Raw genomic sequence first — 19,669 nt, 5'->3', positions numbered from 1 at the left:
CACCCAAGGACTGCCCATGATTCCTGCTCATGACCTGCTGATTTTTGCTGCGGCCTGTTTGCTGATGGTGCTGACGCCAGGGCCGAACATGATTTACCTGATTTCACGTTCGATCTGTCAGGGGCGTAAAGCCGGGATCACTTCTCTGGTCGGGGTAGTGGCCGGTTTCTTCGTGCATATGTTTGCTGCGGCCGCGGGGCTGACAGCCGTTTTTCTGGCCGTGCCGATGGCTTATGAAGCGTTGAAGTGGGCAGGCGCGCTGTACCTGTTGTGGATGGCCTGGCAAGCTTTGAAACCTGGTGCGCGCTCGCCGTTCGAAGCGCGTGACCTGGCGCCGGACTCAACACCAAAGCTGATGCTGATGGGGTTTATGACCAGTGTGCTGAACCCCAAGGTGGCGATGTTTTACCTCTCGATATTCCCGCAATTCATCACCCCTGAGCATGGCTCGGTGTTTATCCAGAGCTTGGTGCTGGGCTTTACTCAAATCACGGTCAGCTTCAGCGTTAACCTGCTGATCGCTTTGTTTGCTTCTGGTATCGCCGTGTGGTTTGCGCGCAACCCCACGTGGCTGATCGCGCAACGTTTTGTGATGGGTTTTGTATTGGCGGGGCTGGCGATCAGGCTGCTGTTGGAACAACGTAAAACCGTTTGATTGGGACCCACCGTAATGGCTATTGAACTGCTTGATCCCTCCTACGCCAAGGCTTATCGCCAGTTGATGCTGGAGGCGTACTCGCTGCACCCTGAGGCCTTTGTGTCTGGTATTGCTGACCGTGAGAAATTGCCGCTGAGCTGGTGGGAAGGGCAATTGGATGACGAGTTAAGCGCCCTGTTTGGTGCTTTTATTGACGCGCAACTGGTGGGCATTGTCGGGTTGGCATTTGAGCCCTGGGAAGACGCGCAGCACAAGGCCACGTTGTTTGGCCTGTACGTACCCCACGCCTTTCGCGGCCAGGGAGTGGGCGAGCAACTGGTGCAGGCCGTGCTGTCGCTGGCCGAACAAGAACCTGATATCAAAGTGGTTGAATTGACCGTGAGTGCCAACAGCACGGCGGCGCTGGCACTGTATCGGCGTTGTGGGTTTGAGCAATCGGGGCTGGAAGACAGCGCGATTCGGGTTGGCGAAGACTATTACGACCGCGTGCATATGCGGCGTCTGACGACGCCGGAGGAATAATGGCAGGAGCGACGGGGCCGCCGCGTCTTCGACGCCGCGCTGTCGCGCATCAAACAGGACAGCGAGTATCTTCAGCATCCCCCAATCGGTTCCCTCTCCTTCGGGAGAGGGCTAGGGTGAGGGGGCTCTTAGATCAAGATCAAAAGATCGCGAGGCAAGCTCGCTCCTACAGCCGGTGGCGGTGCTTTATTTCACTGCGCTGACGCCATCCAGCGTCGAGAACGACGTGTCTTTTGCGGTCAGCAAGAAGTCGCGCATGTAGGGCGCATCCAGCATGTCGGTGCGCACGGCGGCATACAGCGTGGCGAACAAGCCTTTCTCACCCAGGCGCTTGGCCTGCACATAGCCCCGTGAGCTGTATTCATGCAGCGCCCAATGCGGCATCCCGCACACGCCTCGGCCACTGGCCACCAGCTGCATCATCATCACTGTCAGTTCAGAAGTCCGCACGTGTGCCGGTTCAATATCCGCAGGCTCCAGGAAGCGGGTGAAGATGTCGAGGCGGTCTCGCTCCACCGGGTAGGTAATGAGGATTTCTGTGCTCAGGTCTTCAGGCACGATAAACGGCTTGCTGGCCAGCGGATGTTGGTTGGCCACCGCCAACATGGCTTCGTAGGTAAACAGCGGCACGTAAGTCAGCCCGGCGATTTCTTGCGGGTCTGACGTCACCACCAGGTCCAGATCACCCCGTGCCAACGCTGGCAGAGGCGCGAAAGCAAAGCCCGACGCCAGGTCGAGTTCAACTTCAGGCCAGGCATCGCGGAACTGGTCGATGGTGGGCATCAGCCACTGGAAGCAACTATGGCATTCAATCGCCATGTGCAAGCGCCCGGCGGTGCCGCCCACCAGCCGCGTGATATCGCGTTCAGCCGCACGCAGCAATGGCAGCATGGCGTCAGCCAGTTGCAGCAGGCGCAACCCGCCGCTGGTGAAACGCACGGGTTTGGTCTTGCGCACAAAGAGCGGCATGCCCATGCGCTCTTCCAATTCTTTGAATTGATGAGACAGCGCAGATTGAGTCAGGTGCAAGCGCTCGGCCGCTTCAACCAGGCTGTCGGACTCGCGTAAAGCGTGCAGGGTTTTGAGGTGACGAATTTCCAGCACGGTGACTCCATGAGTAAACTTGATGATCAACACGAAAGCGTTGAGTTTGTCTCATGTTGCCGTGGGTGTCGATAAGACGCATCACTGACGGGGTGGAGCGGTACGCCGATCGGGTCCCCCGCTAGCGCCTGTACATCGTCCCCATGGTTTCTGATAAGTGGTAGGCCGGACTGTCATTTCTTACAGTAGGCAAGCCCCTTTGTGCATTGCTTAATCACTCTCAGCAGAGCCTGCCTCCGATTTATGTGCTGCCACCTCTACAAATAGCAGAGGTAAAGCCTACGGGGGTTAATTAAGCCGCCAATTGGGAATGTTAGTGATGGTTGGGAAAAAGTCGTCCGAAAAGCCCACTACAAAAAAAGACACAGACAAAAAGTCAGCTAACAAAGGAAAGAAGGCCACAAGCACGCCGCAAAAGTCTAAAAAAATCAAGACAAACGACACTGTCCAAGCGGCGCCCATTCCGGAACGCAGTGCTGTGGCTCGTGACGCGTTGCAAGCGTTCAACCAACAGCTCACCCGGCTAGGTTTTACCTCCGTGTTTGAGGTGGTTCGTCGTGGTCGTACCCAGGTTGTTGCTCACTTGCTGCAACAGCCCGCGCTGGGGTTGCAACATCACCAAGCAGTAGATTTTTATGAGCAAGCGCAAAGCCGGGCGGCCTCTCTGACGCGGCTCTATGCTCAATTGTGCGCGCGGAGCGAGCCTGCCATGCGAGGCTTGAGCAAGTTGGGTGTGCATTACAACCGTACCTTGATGCAGCGTTCACTCGGTGGTGGCGGCAACTATGAAGATTGGTTCGAGCCGGCCAGTGGCACTGAGTTTGCTCACCCTGACTCGGTAGGTTCGTTGTTTTCCCCGGCCAGTTATCTGACTGATCTGTATCGTGCCGCCAAGCCGCTGCACCCTGTTGCGCATGGCCTGCAGTTAGATAATCGGCGCCCTGATCTGGGCTCGCTGACCCTGAACGACGCCAATTTGCATGAAGAAATCTCGACGCTGGCTCTGACCCTGGAAGTGCTCGATGCCGGTGTAGAAGGTGATGCTGACGAATTACTGCGTACGACGGTTTATCCGATGAATCTGCCTTATAACCATGCCAGCGAAAGAATTTTTCAGGGGCTGGCAGCCCGTAAAAATAGCCCCGTGGATATTTGGTCGGTATTGGGGGATTTCGAGGGCGCGGCGTTAAACCGGGATCTTGAACTGTTGAGCTGGGCAACGAGAATGCCTGTTGCTTATGCGCGTGATGCGTTGGGAATGTCCCCGGAGTTAGTCAACATACTGACTGAACAGCGCAATACATCTGACGCAAGTGTGGCCAGATACTTTGGTCGCCCTAGTATTACTAGCATGCGTTTCGCATCGGATTTTCAAAAGGCCCTTAAACTGCCTGAAGACACTATTTTAGAGGGATTAGGGGCGGGGCCTTATTATGAGGATGAGACCACGCTGCTCTTGGAAAGTGACCCTGAACAACGACGTGAACCGATTACGATCATGGTGAGTAAGCAGGTCATTATTGTCCCACCTCAAACCTACGGTGCACGCTATATCAATGGCTGGGACGACGGTGATCCGGCCGCAGCCAAACCCTTCTATTGGTACGTCGGCGCAGCGCTCGGTCAGGAAGTGCCTGCGCCAATAAACAGCCCCTCAAACAGTGGTTTGTACAACCGTAATGGCCGTGCTTTCGAACGTCTCAATCGCCTGGTTCGGCTGCAGCGACATCTGAAGGTATTGTCGTTCGCAGAACTGGACTGGCTGATCAGTCAGGCCAACGAAGATATAACGGCTCACCCATTGACGCAGACGCTGCAGGCACTCGCAGTCTATATGCCACTGCGCAAGCACTATGGCATGACGGTGAATGGTTTTGCCGCCTGCCTGGGTGTGATCAACACCTTCCATGCCACGGGCACGTTATCGTTTTATCGTTCCCTGTTTGGTCAGGCTGACTTGATCGGGAAAATCAATATTTCCTTCAGTGGTACGTCTGAAACGCCAGACGCCACCTCTATGAAGGTGCGCGCAGCGCTGTGCCAAGGCCTGCAGATTGATGACGGTGCGCTTGTTTTGCTGGCGGGTTACTTGCCAGGTATTACCGGGGCGGTATTACCAGTGCTGCAGTTAGAGCACATCTCAGCGCTGTATCGGCTGGTTGCGATTCCACGATTATTTGGTCTGAGTGTGCTCGAGGCTTTGTATCTTTGGGACTTAATGGGCAGCCCCAATGCTATTGCTAAAGCGCTGGCTCAACCAAGGCCTGGCGCTGTTGCTCTCGGTGTCTTGATCCGCACGGGTTATCTGGTCGACTGGATGAGTGCCGAGCAATTGGAGCCCGCGTCATTGGTCGCGATGACAAGTAATCGCTATCCGGTGCAGCTCACTCATGAACTGAAATCCTTTATCGATAATATTTACAGCACGCTGACTGGTCGTGAAGTGGTCACGCCTGAGCGACGGTTTACAGAGGACGCGTCAATAAAGGCTCAACTGGCGCGCCATTTCGCAGCAGAGTTTGGCTTGAAGCCCAATGTCACAGCGACCCTGCTGATGTGGGTCGACGCCGTCGCCGGGATGATGAACCCAAATTTGTTGGAATATGACCTATTAAATTTTTGGGCTGATATCCAGGCATTTTGCCAAGACAGTAAATTCAGTACTGACAAAATAGTTCAGTACGCCTGTTTGGCGAGGCAGTTCGCCCAAGTCTGCTATTGGGCTCAGTTGGGCGAGCAGGACTTGGCGCTCCTGATGCCCAGCGTTGAGCCGGTCAGGCCTTCGGTGCTGACAGGCCAAGACACGATGCCCACGTTAACGCTTAGTTTTCTGCTGCTGTTGTCGCGCTATCGTCGCTGGCAACTGCAATTGATTCGTCCGGTGGCCGAAGCGCGTGAATTCCTGAAGCGCGCGGCCGAGGGGGACCCGGATTTAACGGTCGACGGCGCCGCGCAATTGCTCAGCGACCTGCACGGTTGGCAACTGGCACAAACCAGGGCGCTGATGGGCGAACACATTCCGTGCAGTTTTGCAGCGTTATTGCCCTTGCTGCGTCGTATGCAATTGAGCACAAAACTCAATGTATCGCCCACCAATCTTTCCCTGATTGAGACATTGACTGGCTCAGGCACATCACAGCCAACCCTTGAACACATTGCCGACTTGATCATCGCTGCAGCGCATGGTTAACACGGGAGAAACAGCATGAACGAGACTTTGTTAGCTGGCCTGAACGAATCCCGGCGCGATGCTTTGGTGGCGTATTACATCCAGCGTGTGATTCCTGATCGTGGTCTTGGTGAGTTGGCTGAAAAAATTGTCAGCGCAGATGATCTTTATGAGTACCTGCTGCTGGATACGCAAGTGTCCGGTCTTATCAAGACCAGTCGTATTGCCGAAGCGGTGGCCAGTGTCCAGTTGTATTTACACCGTTGCCAGGAACAGTTGGAGCCTGATACTGATGCGCAGGCCATGCAAGAGGCTTCACGCCACAACGGCTATTTCAGCCGTTGGAACGCCTATAACAAACGCTACGCCAACTGGGCCGGATTACAGCGGTTATTACATTACCCCGCCAGCTATATTGACCCTGAATTGCGCTACAACAAAACCCAGTTGTTTGTAGAGCTGGAGTCAGCGATCAATCAGGGCCGTGTTACCGAAGAACGCGTTGAACAGGCGTTTACGCAATACGTGAGCGGCCTGCGCAATGTGCTGGATATTCGTTATGACAGTGGGTATCAGGTTGAACCGGCTGGAAAGCAGGGGGCCGCGTATTTTTGCGGCAGCATTCCCGGTACGACCGGGGAGTATTACTGGCGACGTGTGGATGCAACCGATTACGGTGAAGACTCTAGAGTGCGCAATGCCGGAGCATGGACAGAATGGCTGAAGATTGATGCGCCATTACAACCATTGCCGGACACTGTACCGTCGATTGTATATTTTGATAGTCGCCTGCATGTGCTGTGTGTACATGAATATGCGAGCAGGAGCGAACTTACCGATACAGGCGACGCTCTTGAAACTCAACTAATCAATATTCGGGAGCTGCAAGTCGCGACCTTGCTTCCCAGCGGGCAATGGAAGTTGCGTAACTACCCACTCACCAATAACGCCCTCGGCGTTTTTGCGGTTGAATTGCGTGATGTCAGGCCAGGTGTGGCGCCGTCGTTGGGTGTTTTTTTTGATGTTCCCAAGGGGGTTGATGTTGCTCGCTACAATAAAACATTACAACCGGTTGAGTCGTTAGGTGTAATGGATAACTTGGGGTTTATACATGAGCTTGTACAAGAACCCTATAGCCATATCTTCCCGGTGCGGCAGCCAATTAGTTATACGGCCGCCACGGAGGCAACCGAATATAAAGTGGAGAGTAATTTTTATCGTGATTATTTTGATAATAAAATAGGGGTGGGGTTTAAGGTTTCTGATTTACTGTTTTCCAAGTCTTCAGATGGTAAGCTTTCAATTTCTATGAGTTTGTTGGCAAGTTATCCGTATGCCGTTAAATATGCTATTGAGATTTTTTATTCTGGTAGTAGCGTTTTCGATTTTGTGTTTTTTGAAGGTAGAAATCATAACGCAGGGGTTACGTTTCTCACTGATGTTGTGTTTGATGATTTTGCGATGGATAGGTTGTTTCGCGTAGAGCTGGATCTCGATACCAAGTCGTTCTATGTTGAGTTGTCACGAGTGAATGATAGTGCCCCGGCAACGTTTAAAAACATCGTCCCCAATGAGAACCTGTGGATCTCAACTTCCCGCCTGAACACAGGCCGTACTCAAATGTTGTACACCATGCCCGGTCAACATAAGGAGTTCACCTTAACAACACTCGCCGGTCCGTTAATGGAACAAAAAATGCTCGATGGCGTGGACGCGCTGTTGTCATGGGACCTGCAGCAGCTTTTGATCGATCCAGATGATGACGCTGGCAACTCGATTACGCGCCCACTCACTTTTATTGGGGGCGTAGGGCTCTACACATGGGAAGTGTTCTTTCATGCCCCACTGCTGATTGCCAACCGACTGTTGTCAGAACAGCGTTTCGATGAGGCCGAGCGTTGGTTTAAGCGCATCTTCGATCCGGCAGGTTATCGCGATGCCGATGGCAACTTGCAGATGAACGGTACGCAGCCGCGCTACTGGAATGTGCGCCCGTTGCAGGAAGACATCGCCTGGAACCCTTCGTCCCCAACTGACACCGATGATCCAGATGTCATCGCTGCCGCTGACCCTATGCACTACAAGCTGGCCGTTTACCTGCGCACATTGGAACTGCTGTCCGCACGCGGCGACCACTTGTATCGCCAGCAAACCCGCGACAGCCTCAGTGAGGCCCGCATGTGGTACGTGCAAGCCCTGCAAATGCTCGGCCCGCGCCCGACGCTGCCGTTAGCTCTGGCGTGGGACGCACCGACACTGAACGAGGCCAGCAGTGCTGACAATCTTCGATTACTGCAGTTGGAACAAATGGTCGAGCAGCAATTACCGCATCTGGCCCCTGCATCCGTGCCGCAGATTACAGTGGTCAACGGGCCGTTTCGGGCCCCGGTTGATGCAGCTGTGCTGGCTTACTGGGATCGTTTTGAAGGGCGGCTTTACAACCTGCGCCATAACCTGTCCATCGACGGGCATCCGCTGTCACTGAAACTATTCGAGTTACCCACTGATCCGCGCGCGCTGCAAATGGCACGGCTGGCGGGGGACGGTGCAGGTAGCCAAGAGGCGCAAGTTACACCACTGCTGTGGCCGCAACGCTTTCCAGTGATAGTGGAGCGTGCTCGTGCTGGCGTACAACAGGTCATCCAGTTCGGTGCCAACCTGCAAAGTGTCCTCGAGCGCCGCGACGCCGATGCGTTAAGTGTTATGCAGCAAACTCAGCAGGGCGGGCTGCTGGCCATTTTGCGTGAAGTACATCGTGCCAATCTGGCCTCGCTCGACCAGACCCTGGAGGGGATGAAGAAAAGCCAGGCCAGCCATTTGGCCCGTCAGCAGCATTACGAGGCGCTGTACCAGGAAAATATCTCCTCGCGAGAGCAGCAGTCCATGGACTTGCGCAGCGACGCAGGCTATATCGACAGCGCTGCAGGAGTATTGCGGCTAGTGGGTGGAGGATTGAATACGCTCCCAACAATGGCCATGGCGGGGGGTGGTATTGGTTTTGCTATGGGCGGGGCGGGATGGGGCAAGTTAGGCAGCGTCGTTGATGCTTCCAGCGACGCGCTTAGAATTACGGCCAACATAATGGAAGGCATCGCCGGGAAAATAGATATATCCGAGCAATACCGCCGCAGGCGTCAAGACTGGGATTTGCAGCGTGATCAGGCGCGGCGTGAAGTGGAACAACTCACGGACCAGATCGCGGCCTTGAACCAACAAAAAAACATGACCCTTAAACAGCAACAGCAGACGGAACTGGAACAGGCCTACAGTGCTGCGGTACTGGAAGTAATGACCACCCGCTTCACCGGTCAAGCTCTGTTTAATTGGCAGGCTGCGCGGTTGGCCACGCTTTACTACCAGCTTTACGACTCGGTATCGGCACTGTGTACTCAGGCGCAAGCCAGCCTGCGCTGGGAAACGAGTGATTTACGCAACTATCTGCGCCCAGGTAACTGGAACGATCTGTATCAGGGGTTGCTGGCCGGGGAGAGTCTTCTTCTGAGTTTGCAACAGATGGAGAACGCGTACCTGCAGTGGGATCGTCGGGCATTGGAGGTGCGCAAAACGGTCTCGTTGCTGTCGCTGTCCCCGAGTCTGATTACAGACATTCAAACAGCATTGACGCAAAAGGCTTCTACGCTCGCACGCCGTGATGAAGAACCGTCCAAGGTGACTGTGACGTTGAAAGATGAGGGGCTGATCCTGACCTTTGATCTCAAAGGCATGAATATCGCGAACGATTATCCGGACAGGCTCGGGGCGAAGCGTTTGCTCAAGGCGTTGAGTGTCTCGCTACCCGCACTTCTGGGGCCGTATCAAGACGTGCAAGCTTTATTGAGTTACTCGGGCAATGAACCGATAGCGGACGGTTGTACGGCGGTGGCGATTTCCCATGGTCTGAATGACAACGGCCTGTTCCAGTTGGATTTCAACGATGGTAAGTATTTGCCGTTTGAAGGCATACCGGTGAAAGACGCGGCGTTTTCTCTGATGTTTCCGAACGCTGCTGAGCAGGCCAATACCCCCAACCAGCAGGCCATGTTAATGAGCTTGAATGACATTATTTTGCATATCAATTACACCATTCGTTAAACGTGCCCCGAGAGGCCAGGTGAGTATCACCTGGCAATCTTGTCGACATGTATATCGAGTTTTTTCAGGCGATACCAAAAGCTGCGCTCTGAAATCCCGATCAATTGTGCGGCCGCCGCCTGAACGCCTTGGGCCTGTTGCAAGGCGGCCAGGATGTAGGCCTTTTCAACCTCGGCCAGGGCGGCTTCCAGATCAGGCGGGACGCAGACTTCAGGGGTTAGCAAACTGCTGCTCTGCAGCGGCTGGGCACTGAACAGGTAAGGCGGTAAATCGCTGTCTTCGATGGTGCTGCTCTGGGCCACGATGGTGGCGCGTTCAACGCAGTTTTGCAGTTCGCGAATGTTCCCTGGCCAGTTGTATTGCGTCATTGCTTGCAAGGCGCTCGGGCTAAAACCGCTGATCCGTTTACCTGCGGTTGCACCCAGGTTGTGGGCAAAGTGCCGCGCCAGCGGGCCGATGTCTTCAACGCGTTCGCGCAAGGCGGGCAGCGGGATCGGGAAGACGTTCAGGCGGTAGTACAAGTCTTCGCGAAACTCTTTGTTGGCCACGGCTTCCAGCAGGTTTTTGTTGGTGGCGGCAATCACCCGCACGTCTACTTTACGTTCCCGCGGGTCGCCTACGGGTTCAATCACCCGTTCTTGCAACGCGCGCAAAATCTTGGCCTGCAAAGCCAGCGGCATGTCGCCTACTTCGTCGAGAAACAACGTGCCTTTGTCGGCCTGCATAAAGCGCCCGACGCGATCGGCCACCGCGCCCGTAAAAGCGCCTTTGCGATGGCCAAACATCTCGCTTTCCAGCAGCCCTTCAGGAATGGCCGCACAGTTGACCGCGACAAAGGGTTTGTCTGCCCGGCTGCCATGCCGATGGATGGCGCGGGCGACCATTTCTTTGCCGGTGCCGCTTTCGCCGGTCAGCAAGATGGTGGCGCTGCTGTCGCGCACCGAGTCGATGGCTTGCAGGACTCGACGAAAACTCGGGCTCTCACCCACCAGGCTGTCTATGTGCTGGTGTTCGTCGAGTTCGGCGCGCATGCGCGCGTTGTCGCGCACGATGTCGCGAAACTGCAGGGCTTTGCTGACGGTGATGTCGAGCTCGTCGATGTCGAAGGGTTTAGCGATGTAGTCGTAGGCACCGTTACGCATCGACTGTACGGCGTTTTTCACCGTGCTGTAGGCGGTCATCACGATCACCGGCAGTTGCGGGTAGCGCACTTTGACCTCGGCCAATAACTGCGGGCCGTCCATGCCGGGCATGCGCCAGTCGCTGATCACCAGGTCAATGTCTTCCTGCTCAAGAATGGCCAAGGCTTGCAGGCCGTTGCCAGCGGTGAACACGTGAACATCGTTCTGGGTCAGCGCCGAGCTGAGCAGGTCACAGAGTTTCGGCTCATCGTCGACTACCAATACGTTATGGCTCATGACTCATCCCCTCCGTGGGCCGGAATATACAAGTTGAAGGTGGTGCCAGCGTCTTTTTCGCTGAGGCATTCAACACGGCCGTCATGGTTTTCCAGGATCGAAAAGACTTTGGGCAAGCCCAAGCCGGTGCCCGAAGCTTTGGTGGTAACAAATGGGGTGAAAATGCGTTCGATCATGTCGGCTTCAATACCTTGGCCCGTATCGATAATGCTCAAGACGGTATCGCCGTTGTCGTCCTGCGCAATGCGCAAGGTCAGGTAGCCACCGTCAGGCATGGCGTCGATGGCATTGATGATTAAATTCAGGCACGCCTGTTTCAACTGCCGGGCATCGGCATACAGGGTCGCACCGGGGGCCTGATCGTCGATCTGGGCCTCGATGCTGTGGCTCTTCAGCTCGGGCTCGCAGAAGCCCAAGATGTCTTCGACCAATGGCCGCGCCAGTTGCTGCGAGCGCACAGGTGCGCTGGGTTTGGCGAAGTCGAGGAACTCGGTGATCAGTTCGTTGATGCGCGTGACTTCACTGACCACGTATTCCAGGTGGCGCTTGTCGGTCTCGCCCAGGTCGGCCCGGCGGTGCAGCAACTGGGTGGCGGTTTTAATGATGCCCAGCGGGTTGCGGATTTCGTGTGCCAGGCCCATGGCCACTTCGCCCAGGGCATGCAGGCGGTCACGCCGACGCAATTGGCCTTCGAGGTGTTGTAACTCGCCCAGGCGCGCAGTCATGTGGTTGAAGGTGCTGCTCAACTCGGCCAGTTCATCGTGTCCCGACACTGCGACGCGCTGGTTGTAATCCCCCGCCGTCACTGCGCGTACGCCTTCGGACAAAGCCCGTAGCGGGCGTGTCAGGCGTTCTGACACCAGCCAGCCGACGGTCAGTGACAGCAGCGAGCCGAGCAGAAAAATCAGCGTAAACAGGTTGGTCTGATTGACCAGCCCGACGAGGCTGGAGTGGCGCAGCAGGCCGCTGTAGATCACCCCTTGCAACTCGCCGTTGTCGTTAAGGATGGGCCAGTACAGACCGCTGTAGCGGCTGGTGAATTGCTCGCTGGGGAGCTTGGTCTCGCGCAGCGTCTTCTCGATGCTGTGGGAGAGCATGGGTTTGTGTTCATCAAAATGCTGGCTGGAGAAAATCTCGGCGAAGCCATTGGCATTGGACAGGTACAGGCGCAGGTCGAGGGAATGCACATCGGCCACGCTGGTCAGGAAGCTGCTGTCCATGAAGGTCGCCACCAGCAGTTGGTAGTCCTCGCCGTCTTGGGAGGTCGGAAACGTCGACACCACCGTGCCGGTCGGCACGCCGCCGACATTGATGGTCTGCAAGACGGCGTTGGGGGCCAGGCTGATCTGGTCGACGATGTTGTCGCTGGCGGTGCTGAACACCACTTTATGGTCGCTGCTGCGAATCAGTGCCACCACATCAATGCCCATCGCGTCGGCAATGTCGGCGGTGAGTTTGTCGTGGCGAATGGCTTTGTTGGAAGACGGCGGGTGGGTGTATTGCTGGAACAACTTGGCGACGCGGGCGTTGTCCTGAAGGATCTCGCTGATTTCGTCTTTGACGATTTTGGTCGACTCCTGCAGCCAGACCCGCACGTTGCTGTCGAAAATCTGCGACAGGGTGGTGGCGGCCAGTTCTGCGGCAATCATGGTCGGTACGACGCTGACCAGCCAAAAAGCCAGGACCAATTTGCGCTGCACCGTCCAGCGCGACACTTTGAATGGCTGAGGTTTGCGCGAAGATTCAGGCGTGATGGGCATTATGTCTCGCTTATCGCGGCAGCCAGAGCAGGGTCATGGCGGTCAGGGCGGATGAACAGTTTGACCAGTTTGAGCACGCCATTGATCAAGCGGTTGCGATGGCGAAAGAACAGCGTGTTGTTCTGAAACGTGCAACCAAGGCGAATCTTGCTGGCATAGCCTGCCTGACCACATTCGTATAAGGCAATGTTGTTGCGAATACAGTAGTCGACATTCACCACCCAACTCCTGAAATACAAGTTGTACTCGCGGCTGAGTGCCAGGTCATGCCCAAAAAACTTGTCGATCAACCGATGCTCGTCGATCAGCACCAGGTTGAAGGCGACCAGGTGGTCGTCGACCCAATACAGCACGCACAGCGCCCGGTCACCCAGTTGCTCGAGAATACCGGTGAAATAGGCGGGCGGTAAGCGTTCAAATTGCAAATCACTGCGTTCGAGGGTGGCTTCGTAGAGGCGCATGACCTCGGGCAAGACGTCGTCGATATTGTTGCGCCATTGCACTCGCGGTTCTGGCGCCCGCAGCTTGCGGCGCATGTCTTTGCGCGTCGATTTACCCAGAGAGCCGAGGTAGCTGTCGACCGAGCGATAGGGCACCGGGAGCATGGCGCTGGGCAGGCTGGGCATGGATTGAAAACCCGCCGCCTTGCAGCTGTGCGCCCAGTCATTGTCGTGGCTGGGCACGTCTTTGACGGCAATCAGGCCGATGCCCAGTTGGGCGGCGTCGCTGTGGGCCAGCTTAAGGAGTCGGGCGAGCAGGGCGGGGCGTTCGGAGGCGGCAATGTGGCTGGCCGTGCCCGCGCTGCATTGTTCTGTCACCGGCGAACCGATGGCGTACAGGTGTAAGTGCATCAACCCGGGCATCACGCGATTCAATTGCTCGGTAAAGCGTTTACCGATGCCTTGAACCGTGGTGTCAAGCCGATAGCTGGTGGTGAATGCGGTGGCCGCTGCAATCAAGGTCGAGCCTTCGAACAGCGTCAGGTAACGCCATTCGAAGCCCTCGATGCCGGCTTTTTCGACCGCCATGATGTAGTCCCAATCCTCCAGAGCACCTGGAAAACAGTCATTCCAGGCCTCGCGCTCGATGGCCTGGAGTGATGAAAAGGCGTGGGCAGTAATCATGAGGCGTCCTTGGGGTCAGGCTTGTTGCAAATACTCAATCGGTTGCGTTGTCACGTTGCTGTTCTTTTTTACGAAGGCGGCACTCAACTCGATCACGCGGCGGTATTGCAGGTCGACGGTGATCATGTGGTAGCAGTTGTCGAGCAACACTTTGGTTACCTGGCCGCCCAAGTGGCGCTCCACGTAATCGGCGTTCCAGCGGCTGGTGATGTCGTCTTCGATGGAGTGCAGCACCAGTGCAGGCGTGGTGATCGACGGCATGCGTTTTTTCACCACAGCGTTCATCCGGTGCAGTTCGCGCACGGTCACGCCTTCCATCGTCAACAACCCGGCATTGCTGCTTTCGCCGGCTTTCATCTGGCGCTCGACAATCGCCCGCAAGCGCTCGTTCTTGATGCCGTAAGGCGGCTTTTCTTCAAAGCTGCACAGGTGCACACCGCCCGGAATCGCCATCAGCAGCGGGGTCAAAAACGCCAGCTTGTTGATGCTCCAGCCGTCGTAACGCAAGGTGGTGGAATACATCAGCAAACCGGCGACCTGGCCGGGGTGCTCGGAGGCCACGTACATCGACATTACGGCGCCCATCGACAAGCCGCCGACGAACACCTGCTGGTGACGTTGGCGAATGCCGGCGAAGGTTTTGCGCACGCCTTCGTACCAGTCTTGCCAGCCGGTGGCTTGCAGGTCGCTGTTGTCACCGCAGTGCCCGGCCAGGGTCGGAACGTACACCGTGCACGTACCGTCTTTGGCCAGGCCCTGGGCCACCCGACGGAGTTCCGTCGGGGTGCCGGTGAGGCCGTGGATCAACAGGATCCCGACCTCACCTGTGCCGAGAACGAAACCGGCGTCGCCTTCGCCCAGATCGATCTCTGACGCGTTCACCGTTTCATCGCCCGGTGCAGCAGGCGGTCGAGCAGGGCCAGGCCCAGGTCGATTTCTTCGTAGCTGATTTCCAGCGACGGTGCCAGGGTGATGACGTTTTTGTAGTAGCCGCCCACGTCCAGAATCAGACCCAGACGCTTGCCGTCGATTTCGATGTCGCCCTTCATGCCTTCTTCAACCATGTAGTCCAGGGTTGCCTTGTCTGGCGTGAAGCCGTCCGGGCCGCAGATTTCGCAGCGCAGGGCCAGGCCCAGACCGTCGACATCGCCGATGATCGGGTAGCGTTTTTGCAGCTCTTGCAGGCCTTCCAGGAAGTATTTGCCCTTGGCCATGACCATCGCGCCGTAATCGACTTCGCTGGTCATTTTGAACATTTCCAGGCCCACGGCGGTGCCCAGCGGGTTGGAGGCGAAGGTGGAGTGAGTCGAACCTGGCGGGAATACCTTCGGGTTGATCAGCTCTTCACGGGCCCAGATGCCGCCCAGCGGGTTGAGGCCGTTGGTCAGCGCCTTGCCGAAGACGATCACGTCAGGTTTGACGTCAAAGTGTTCGATCGACCACAGCTTGCCGGTACGCCAGAAGCCCATCTGGATTTCGTCGACCACCATCAAGATGCCGTGCTGATCGAGCACTTGCTTGAGTTCGCGGTAGAAGTTCATCGGCGGAATCACGTAGCCGCCGGTGCCCTGGATCGGCTCGACGTAGAACGCTGCGTATTCGCTTTGACCGACTTTCGGGTCCCACACGCCGTTGTATTCAGTTTCGAACAGACGGGCGAATTGCTGTACGCAGTGGCTGCCGTATTCTTCTTTGGTCATGCCTTTAGGGCCGCGGAAGTGGTACGGGAACGGGATGAAGTTGGCACGCTCACCGAAGTGGCCGTAGCGGCGACGGTAGCGGTAGCTCGAGGTGATCGAGGACGCGCCCAGGGTACGGCCGTGGTAGCCGCCTTCGAAGGCGAACATCAGGCTTTTGCCGTTGCTGGCGTTACGCACCACTTTGAGGGAGTCTTCGATGGACTGCGAACCGCCGACGTTGAAGTGCACGCGACCGTCGAGGCCGAACTTGTTTTTGGCGTCGACTGCGATGCGTTCCGACAGCTCGATCTTGCCTTTGTGCAGGTATTGGCTGGCGATCTGCGGCAGGGTGTCGATCTGTTGTTTCAGCGCGTTGTTCAGGCGTGGGTTGGCGTAACCGAAGTTAACCGCCGAGTACCACATTTGCAGGTCAAGGTAGGCCTGGTCTTCGGTGTCCCAAACGTAGGAGCCTTCGCAGCGGCTGAAAATACGTGGTGGCTCGATGTAGTGAACGGTATCGCCATACGAGCAGTACTTGGCTTCTTTTTCCAGAAGAATCTGGTCTTCAGCGGTAGCGATTCGAATATCAGACATGATTGAAGAGTTCCTGCTGGTCACGAGAATAATGAGGGGCGTTAGCGGCGTTGCTTGGCAATTTGGCGAGCAAGGCCGGGAGTTCAGAGAAAGAGTCGAAGCGTGCGTACGGGATGCCGTTGCGCTCGCAGTGCTCGGCCAGGCTGTCTTTGGCAAACACGAAGTCGGCGGACGAGGCCACGCACATGTCGGAACGGCCATCGCCAATCACCAGCACGCGCTTGCCGCTGGGCGTGGACTTGCATTTGCAGTTGCCCGAGGCGGCGCGGCAGGCGTCGCTGGAGTAAGGGAAGTCAATGCGCCAGCTGTTCTGGTCAACCTGACGCAAGCGATTGGCGAGGATCGGCAGCAGGGTCACGTAATTGCGTGCCAGGATGCGCGCGATGCCTTGCTCGATGCCGTCGCTGACCACTTCCAGGGTGGCGCCGAGGCCGATGACGTGATCGACGAAGTCCGGGAAGTCCGGGTCAATCTCCACCGTATCGAAGTAAGCCAGCAATTCGGCTGGCGAGGCTTTGACCAGCGACAGCTGGCGGCTCAGGCATTCACGCGAACCGATTTCACCTTGCACCCATTGTTCTTCGATCGTCTCCCAGCTAGGGTCAGCGAAGCGTTGAAGAATGTTGTCGATGACGTCGGTGCGGGTAATGGTCCCGTCGAAATCACACACGATATGCCATTGCATCATCTGCATTGTCCTGTTGAGGAGAGGCGCTGTTTGCGCATGAACAGGCAATTGCATCGACTGTGCCAACTTGCCAAAGCCCAGCTGGCGCGGGCCTTGGAGGCGGGTGCGAGCAAATTGACGTTGTGGAGCTACAATTTTTGTAGCTCGCTACAAACAACATCAGTGCTTGCGTCGATCAGCCAAAAAAGCGATTGATGCGCGCATGAATTTCTATGGAACCCGTTTTATGAAAACGCCTTTGTCTGCTTTTGTGCTGTTCACTCTGCTAAGCGCCGGTGCGCACGCGGCCGATGGCCCGAGTGGTGAAGCAGGCGTAGGGGTGGGCTATCAGCCCTACGACCCGAGTGGCAGCCGCTACCAGACAGTGCCGTTGCCGTATTTCGATGTGGACTGGGGCGATTTCAGCCTGGACACCGACGACGGCCTGACTTGGAACGCGCTCAACGCCAATGGCTGGACGGCGGGGCCATTCATCAACTATTTGCCGGGGCGTAATGCCAACGGCTCGCTGCGCGGCTTGCGCGATGTGTCCGACATGGCGCAACTGGGCGGCTTTGTTCAATACAGCCCGGCTGACTTCTGGCGTTTATATGTGCAAGTGGGCCAGGCGGTGGGCGCCGCTGGCGGGCAGGGCGGGGTGTTGGGCCAGGTGGGCGGCGAGTTGGGTTATCCGCTGGGCTTCGGGATTATTGGCAGCAGCCAATTGTCAGCGCACTTTGCCGATGGCCGGCAGATGTCGACCTTCTTTGGGGTCAATGCCAGTGAGGCCCAGGCGTCGGGCATTGCGCGGTACAACGCCAGTGGCGGTTTCCAGAACGTCACCCTGACCCAGAACTTTGAATTCCCGCTGGCGCAGCATTGGTCGCTGGTGGCCAGCGCGAGCTGGATACGCCTGGTCGGCTCGGCGGCGGACAGCAGCATCGTCAAAGAAATAGGCGATGTGAACCAGGGCACGGTACAAACAGCGGTGAGCTACAAGTTCTAAACACCTGTAGTCGCTGACGAGGCACGAAGGCTGCGATGCGGGCCGCAGGACCGCCGTCTTGAGGTCGCTTCGCAACCTGTTGCAGCCCATCGCAGCCTTCGTGCCTCGGCAGCGACTACAGTCAGTGTTCTGGTTCACCATCGGCAAGTAAGGCAATGCCGACAATAATCACCGCCACGCCCGCCCAGTGCAGCAGGCTGATGTGTTCTCCCAGCCCCAGCCACGACCCCAGCAAAACCCCCACAAACACCAGCGAACTCAGCGGGAAGGCCAGCGACAGGCTGCTGCGCCGCAGAATCAGCATCCACACAAAAAAGGCCCCGATGTAGCAGGCAATCGCCACCCAAACACCCGGGTTGGTCATGACCGCTTGCAACCATTGCAGGGTGAAATCCATCTGGCCCAGTTGGTCGCCGCCGACTTTGGTAGCGATTTGCCCGCCGCTTTCGAGGATGATCAGCAGCGCCCACAGCACCACGGTGCCCAAGCGGCCATGCAGCCAGCCGTCGGTTGTTGTGTTCATCGGTTCAGTCTTTTCCACGCATTAGCTCCTTACGCTCCGGCGATGCAGACCAGCATCACGCCAAGGGTGATCACCAGGGTTCCCATCCAGCGCCGACGGCTGACGTGTTCACCCAAAAACACCTTGCCAGCGAACACCACGCCGCAATACGCCAGTGCGGCGGCAGGGAATAACAGGCTCAGCGGTGCGCGTGACAGCGCTTCGAGCCAGACAAAAAACTCGATGACATAGGCGCCGATCCCGGCCCACAGCAGGGGCGCGTTAAACACCTGGCCCCAGAACGCATTGAGGCGAAAACCGCCTTCGAGCTCAGGCAAACGGTCGAGGCCGACCTTGAAACACAATTGGCCGATGACATCGAGGACTATAGAAAACGCCACCAGCAAAATCACAATCAGCGTCACGGGAACAACTCCTCAAACAGCGCAATCAGCGCGTCGTTAGTGGTTGAGTTGCGCAAGAGGTCAGTGTCACTCCAGCGCTCCGGCGGCGGTTGATCGGACTTGGCCTCCCAGCGTTTGAGCACGTTGCTGTGCGGGGCTTTGGCAAACTCGCCGCACACATCAATGCCCAGCACACGCTTGCTCGCGGCCAGGGCGCGGATGGCGTGCAACAAGTGGCTCAAACGCATGCCGCCCTGGTCCCAATTGGTGGCCGCGTCTTCACTGGCCAGCACGTCTTTGTCGATGGTGATCCATATAGCCTCTGTCGGCAGGCCCTGAATCAATTGGTCGATAAAAGTTGGCCAATCCTGATCGGCCAAGTTGCGCCAGTGCAGGAGGTTTTCCCGTTGTTCATGGCCTGCCGCATCACCGATCCGCCCCCAGACTTTGGTGGGCGCGTGTTGCCAGGGGAAGAGCTGCAAGTCGCCCCGTTGTACGGCCCCGAGGTTGCCGCCCTTGAACTGCGGGTTCTCCAGGTCATCGCTGCACGGGCCGAGGGTGACGATGCGTTTGATATTCGGCAGTTTCAGTGCGCGATTGACCCACGACCCGCAATGACGGCGGGGTGCAAAGCGAACCCAGTCGGGGTGGTTATCGAAGTGGATCAGCGTCACCGGCTCGCTCAGATCAGCCAGCAGGGCCGGGGTGAGATGGTGATAGTCACCGGAGCCGACAAAGAAGATTTCCGGCGTGTTGGCACGGGGTTTTGGGCGTTGCTGCAGCTGTTTGACGAAACGCTGGTAATTGCGCTCGGTTGACCAGAGACGTAATTTCGGGCCCAAGGCCAATAAATCGAGGCGGGTTGCGCGGCCATCGGCCAATCGCTGCGCAATAGGCGCTTGAGCGGTCAGGCTGTGATCGAGATCGAGAATGTTCAATGTGATATTTACCCCATTCAATCGCCGCCGGA

The 19,669-nt window shown here is 56.9% G+C and carries 15 protein-coding genes; 5 read left to right on the top strand and 10 right to left on the bottom strand.

Annotation, left to right across the window (positions count from 1 at the left end; translation table 11 throughout):
• The first annotated feature begins 16 nt into the window (after positions 1-16).
• Together GHO41_RS04540 and GHO41_RS04535 are read left to right on the top strand one after the other, a co-directional pair.
• Positions 17-655: a LysE family translocator gene (locus tag GHO41_RS04540; protein WP_048367000.1), complete on the top strand. Its 639-nt coding sequence runs from the start codon at positions 17-19 to the stop codon at positions 653-655.
• Positions 656-670: 15 nt separating this feature from the next.
• Positions 671-1,180 carry a GNAT family N-acetyltransferase gene (locus GHO41_RS04535; RefSeq protein WP_153327234.1) on the top strand — a complete coding sequence of 170 codons (510 nt, stop codon included), beginning with the start codon at positions 671-673 and terminating at the stop codon, positions 1,178-1,180.
• Positions 1,181-1,366: 186 nt separating this feature from the next.
• Here GHO41_RS04535 and metR read toward each other — a convergent pair whose 3' ends face one another.
• Positions 1,367-2,284, bottom strand: a complete 918-nt coding sequence (gene metR, locus GHO41_RS04530) for a transcriptional regulator MetR (protein WP_048385979.1) — start codon at positions 2,282-2,284, stop codon at positions 1,367-1,369.
• A 319-nt stretch (positions 2,285-2,603) separates the two neighbouring features.
• Between metR and GHO41_RS04525 the strand changes: the two genes are divergently transcribed.
• Positions 2,604-5,474, top strand: coding sequence for a Tc toxin subunit A (locus tag GHO41_RS04525; protein WP_178126467.1), 2,871 nt, complete (start codon positions 2,604-2,606; stop codon positions 5,472-5,474).
• 15 nt (positions 5,475-5,489) lie between these two features.
• Positions 5,490-9,545 (top strand): neuraminidase-like domain-containing protein, encoded by a 4,056-nt coding sequence (locus GHO41_RS04520; RefSeq protein ID WP_153433037.1) that lies wholly within the window; start codon positions 5,490-5,492, stop codon positions 9,543-9,545.
• Between the two features lie 26 nt (positions 9,546-9,571).
• On the opposite strand, the gene GHO41_RS04515 is transcribed toward GHO41_RS04520, so the two are convergent.
• Genes GHO41_RS04515 through GHO41_RS04490 form a run of 6 tightly spaced genes read right to left on the bottom strand, consistent with a single transcriptional unit; the run spans position 9,572 to position 16,808 of the window.
• Positions 9,572-10,963 (bottom strand): sigma-54 dependent transcriptional regulator, encoded by a 1,392-nt coding sequence (locus tag GHO41_RS04515; RefSeq protein ID WP_153327225.1) that lies wholly within the window; start codon positions 10,961-10,963, stop codon positions 9,572-9,574.
• Entirely contained in the window at positions 10,960-12,723 is a 1,764-nt protein-coding gene (locus GHO41_RS04510; RefSeq protein ID WP_153433036.1) for a HAMP domain-containing sensor histidine kinase, read from the bottom strand. Before GHO41_RS04510 ends, GHO41_RS04515 begins: the two co-directional genes overlap by 4 nt.
• A complete protein-coding gene (locus GHO41_RS04505) occupies positions 12,723-13,847 on the bottom strand; it encodes a GNAT family N-acetyltransferase (protein WP_153433035.1) in 1,125 nt (374 codons plus the stop codon). Before GHO41_RS04505 ends, GHO41_RS04510 begins: the two co-directional genes overlap by 1 nt.
• A gap of 15 nt (positions 13,848-13,862) precedes the next feature.
• A complete protein-coding gene (locus GHO41_RS04500) occupies positions 13,863-14,729 on the bottom strand; it encodes a carboxylesterase (protein WP_048366990.1) in 867 nt (288 codons plus the stop codon).
• Complete coding sequence (locus tag GHO41_RS04495) at positions 14,726-16,120, bottom strand: aspartate aminotransferase family protein (protein ID WP_153327219.1); 1,395 nt, start codon at positions 16,118-16,120, stop codon at positions 14,726-14,728. Before GHO41_RS04495 ends, GHO41_RS04500 begins: the two co-directional genes overlap by 4 nt.
• A complete protein-coding gene (locus tag GHO41_RS04490) occupies positions 16,113-16,808 on the bottom strand; it encodes an MtnX-like HAD-IB family phosphatase (RefSeq protein ID WP_048366988.1) in 696 nt (231 codons plus the stop codon). The genes GHO41_RS04495 and GHO41_RS04490 overlap by 8 nt, the downstream gene beginning before the upstream one ends.
• 226 nt (positions 16,809-17,034) lie before the next feature.
• Between GHO41_RS04490 and GHO41_RS04485 the strand changes: the two genes are divergently transcribed.
• The gene (locus tag GHO41_RS04485; RefSeq protein WP_048366987.1) at positions 17,035-17,793 is read left to right on the top strand and encodes a MipA/OmpV family protein; all 759 of its coding nucleotides are present in this window, start codon (positions 17,035-17,037) and stop codon (positions 17,791-17,793) included.
• Between the two features lie 121 nt (positions 17,794-17,914).
• Here GHO41_RS04485 and GHO41_RS04480 read toward each other — a convergent pair whose 3' ends face one another.
• The 3 genes from GHO41_RS04480 to GHO41_RS04470 are packed head-to-tail and all read right to left on the bottom strand — an operon-like array spanning position 17,915 to position 19,637.
• Complete coding sequence (locus GHO41_RS04480) at positions 17,915-18,316, bottom strand: EamA family transporter (protein ID WP_153327264.1); 402 nt, start codon at positions 18,314-18,316, stop codon at positions 17,915-17,917.
• A gap of 29 nt (positions 18,317-18,345) precedes the next feature.
• The gene (locus GHO41_RS04475) at positions 18,346-18,720 is read right to left on the bottom strand and encodes an EamA family transporter (protein WP_048366986.1); all 375 of its coding nucleotides are present in this window, start codon (positions 18,718-18,720) and stop codon (positions 18,346-18,348) included.
• On the bottom strand, positions 18,717-19,637 hold the full coding sequence (locus GHO41_RS04470; RefSeq protein WP_153428084.1) for an arginase: 921 nt from the start codon (positions 19,635-19,637) through the stop codon (positions 18,717-18,719). The genes GHO41_RS04475 and GHO41_RS04470 overlap by 4 nt, the downstream gene beginning before the upstream one ends.
• Positions 19,638-19,669 lie beyond the last annotated feature (32 nt).

Source organism: Pseudomonas sp. FSL R10-0399 (genome assembly GCF_009600165.1).
Classification (GTDB): domain Bacteria; phylum Pseudomonadota; class Gammaproteobacteria; order Pseudomonadales; family Pseudomonadaceae; genus Aquipseudomonas; species Aquipseudomonas helleri.
Note: the sequence above shows the minus strand (reverse complement) of the source record. Positions and strands in the feature narration are given on the sequence as shown.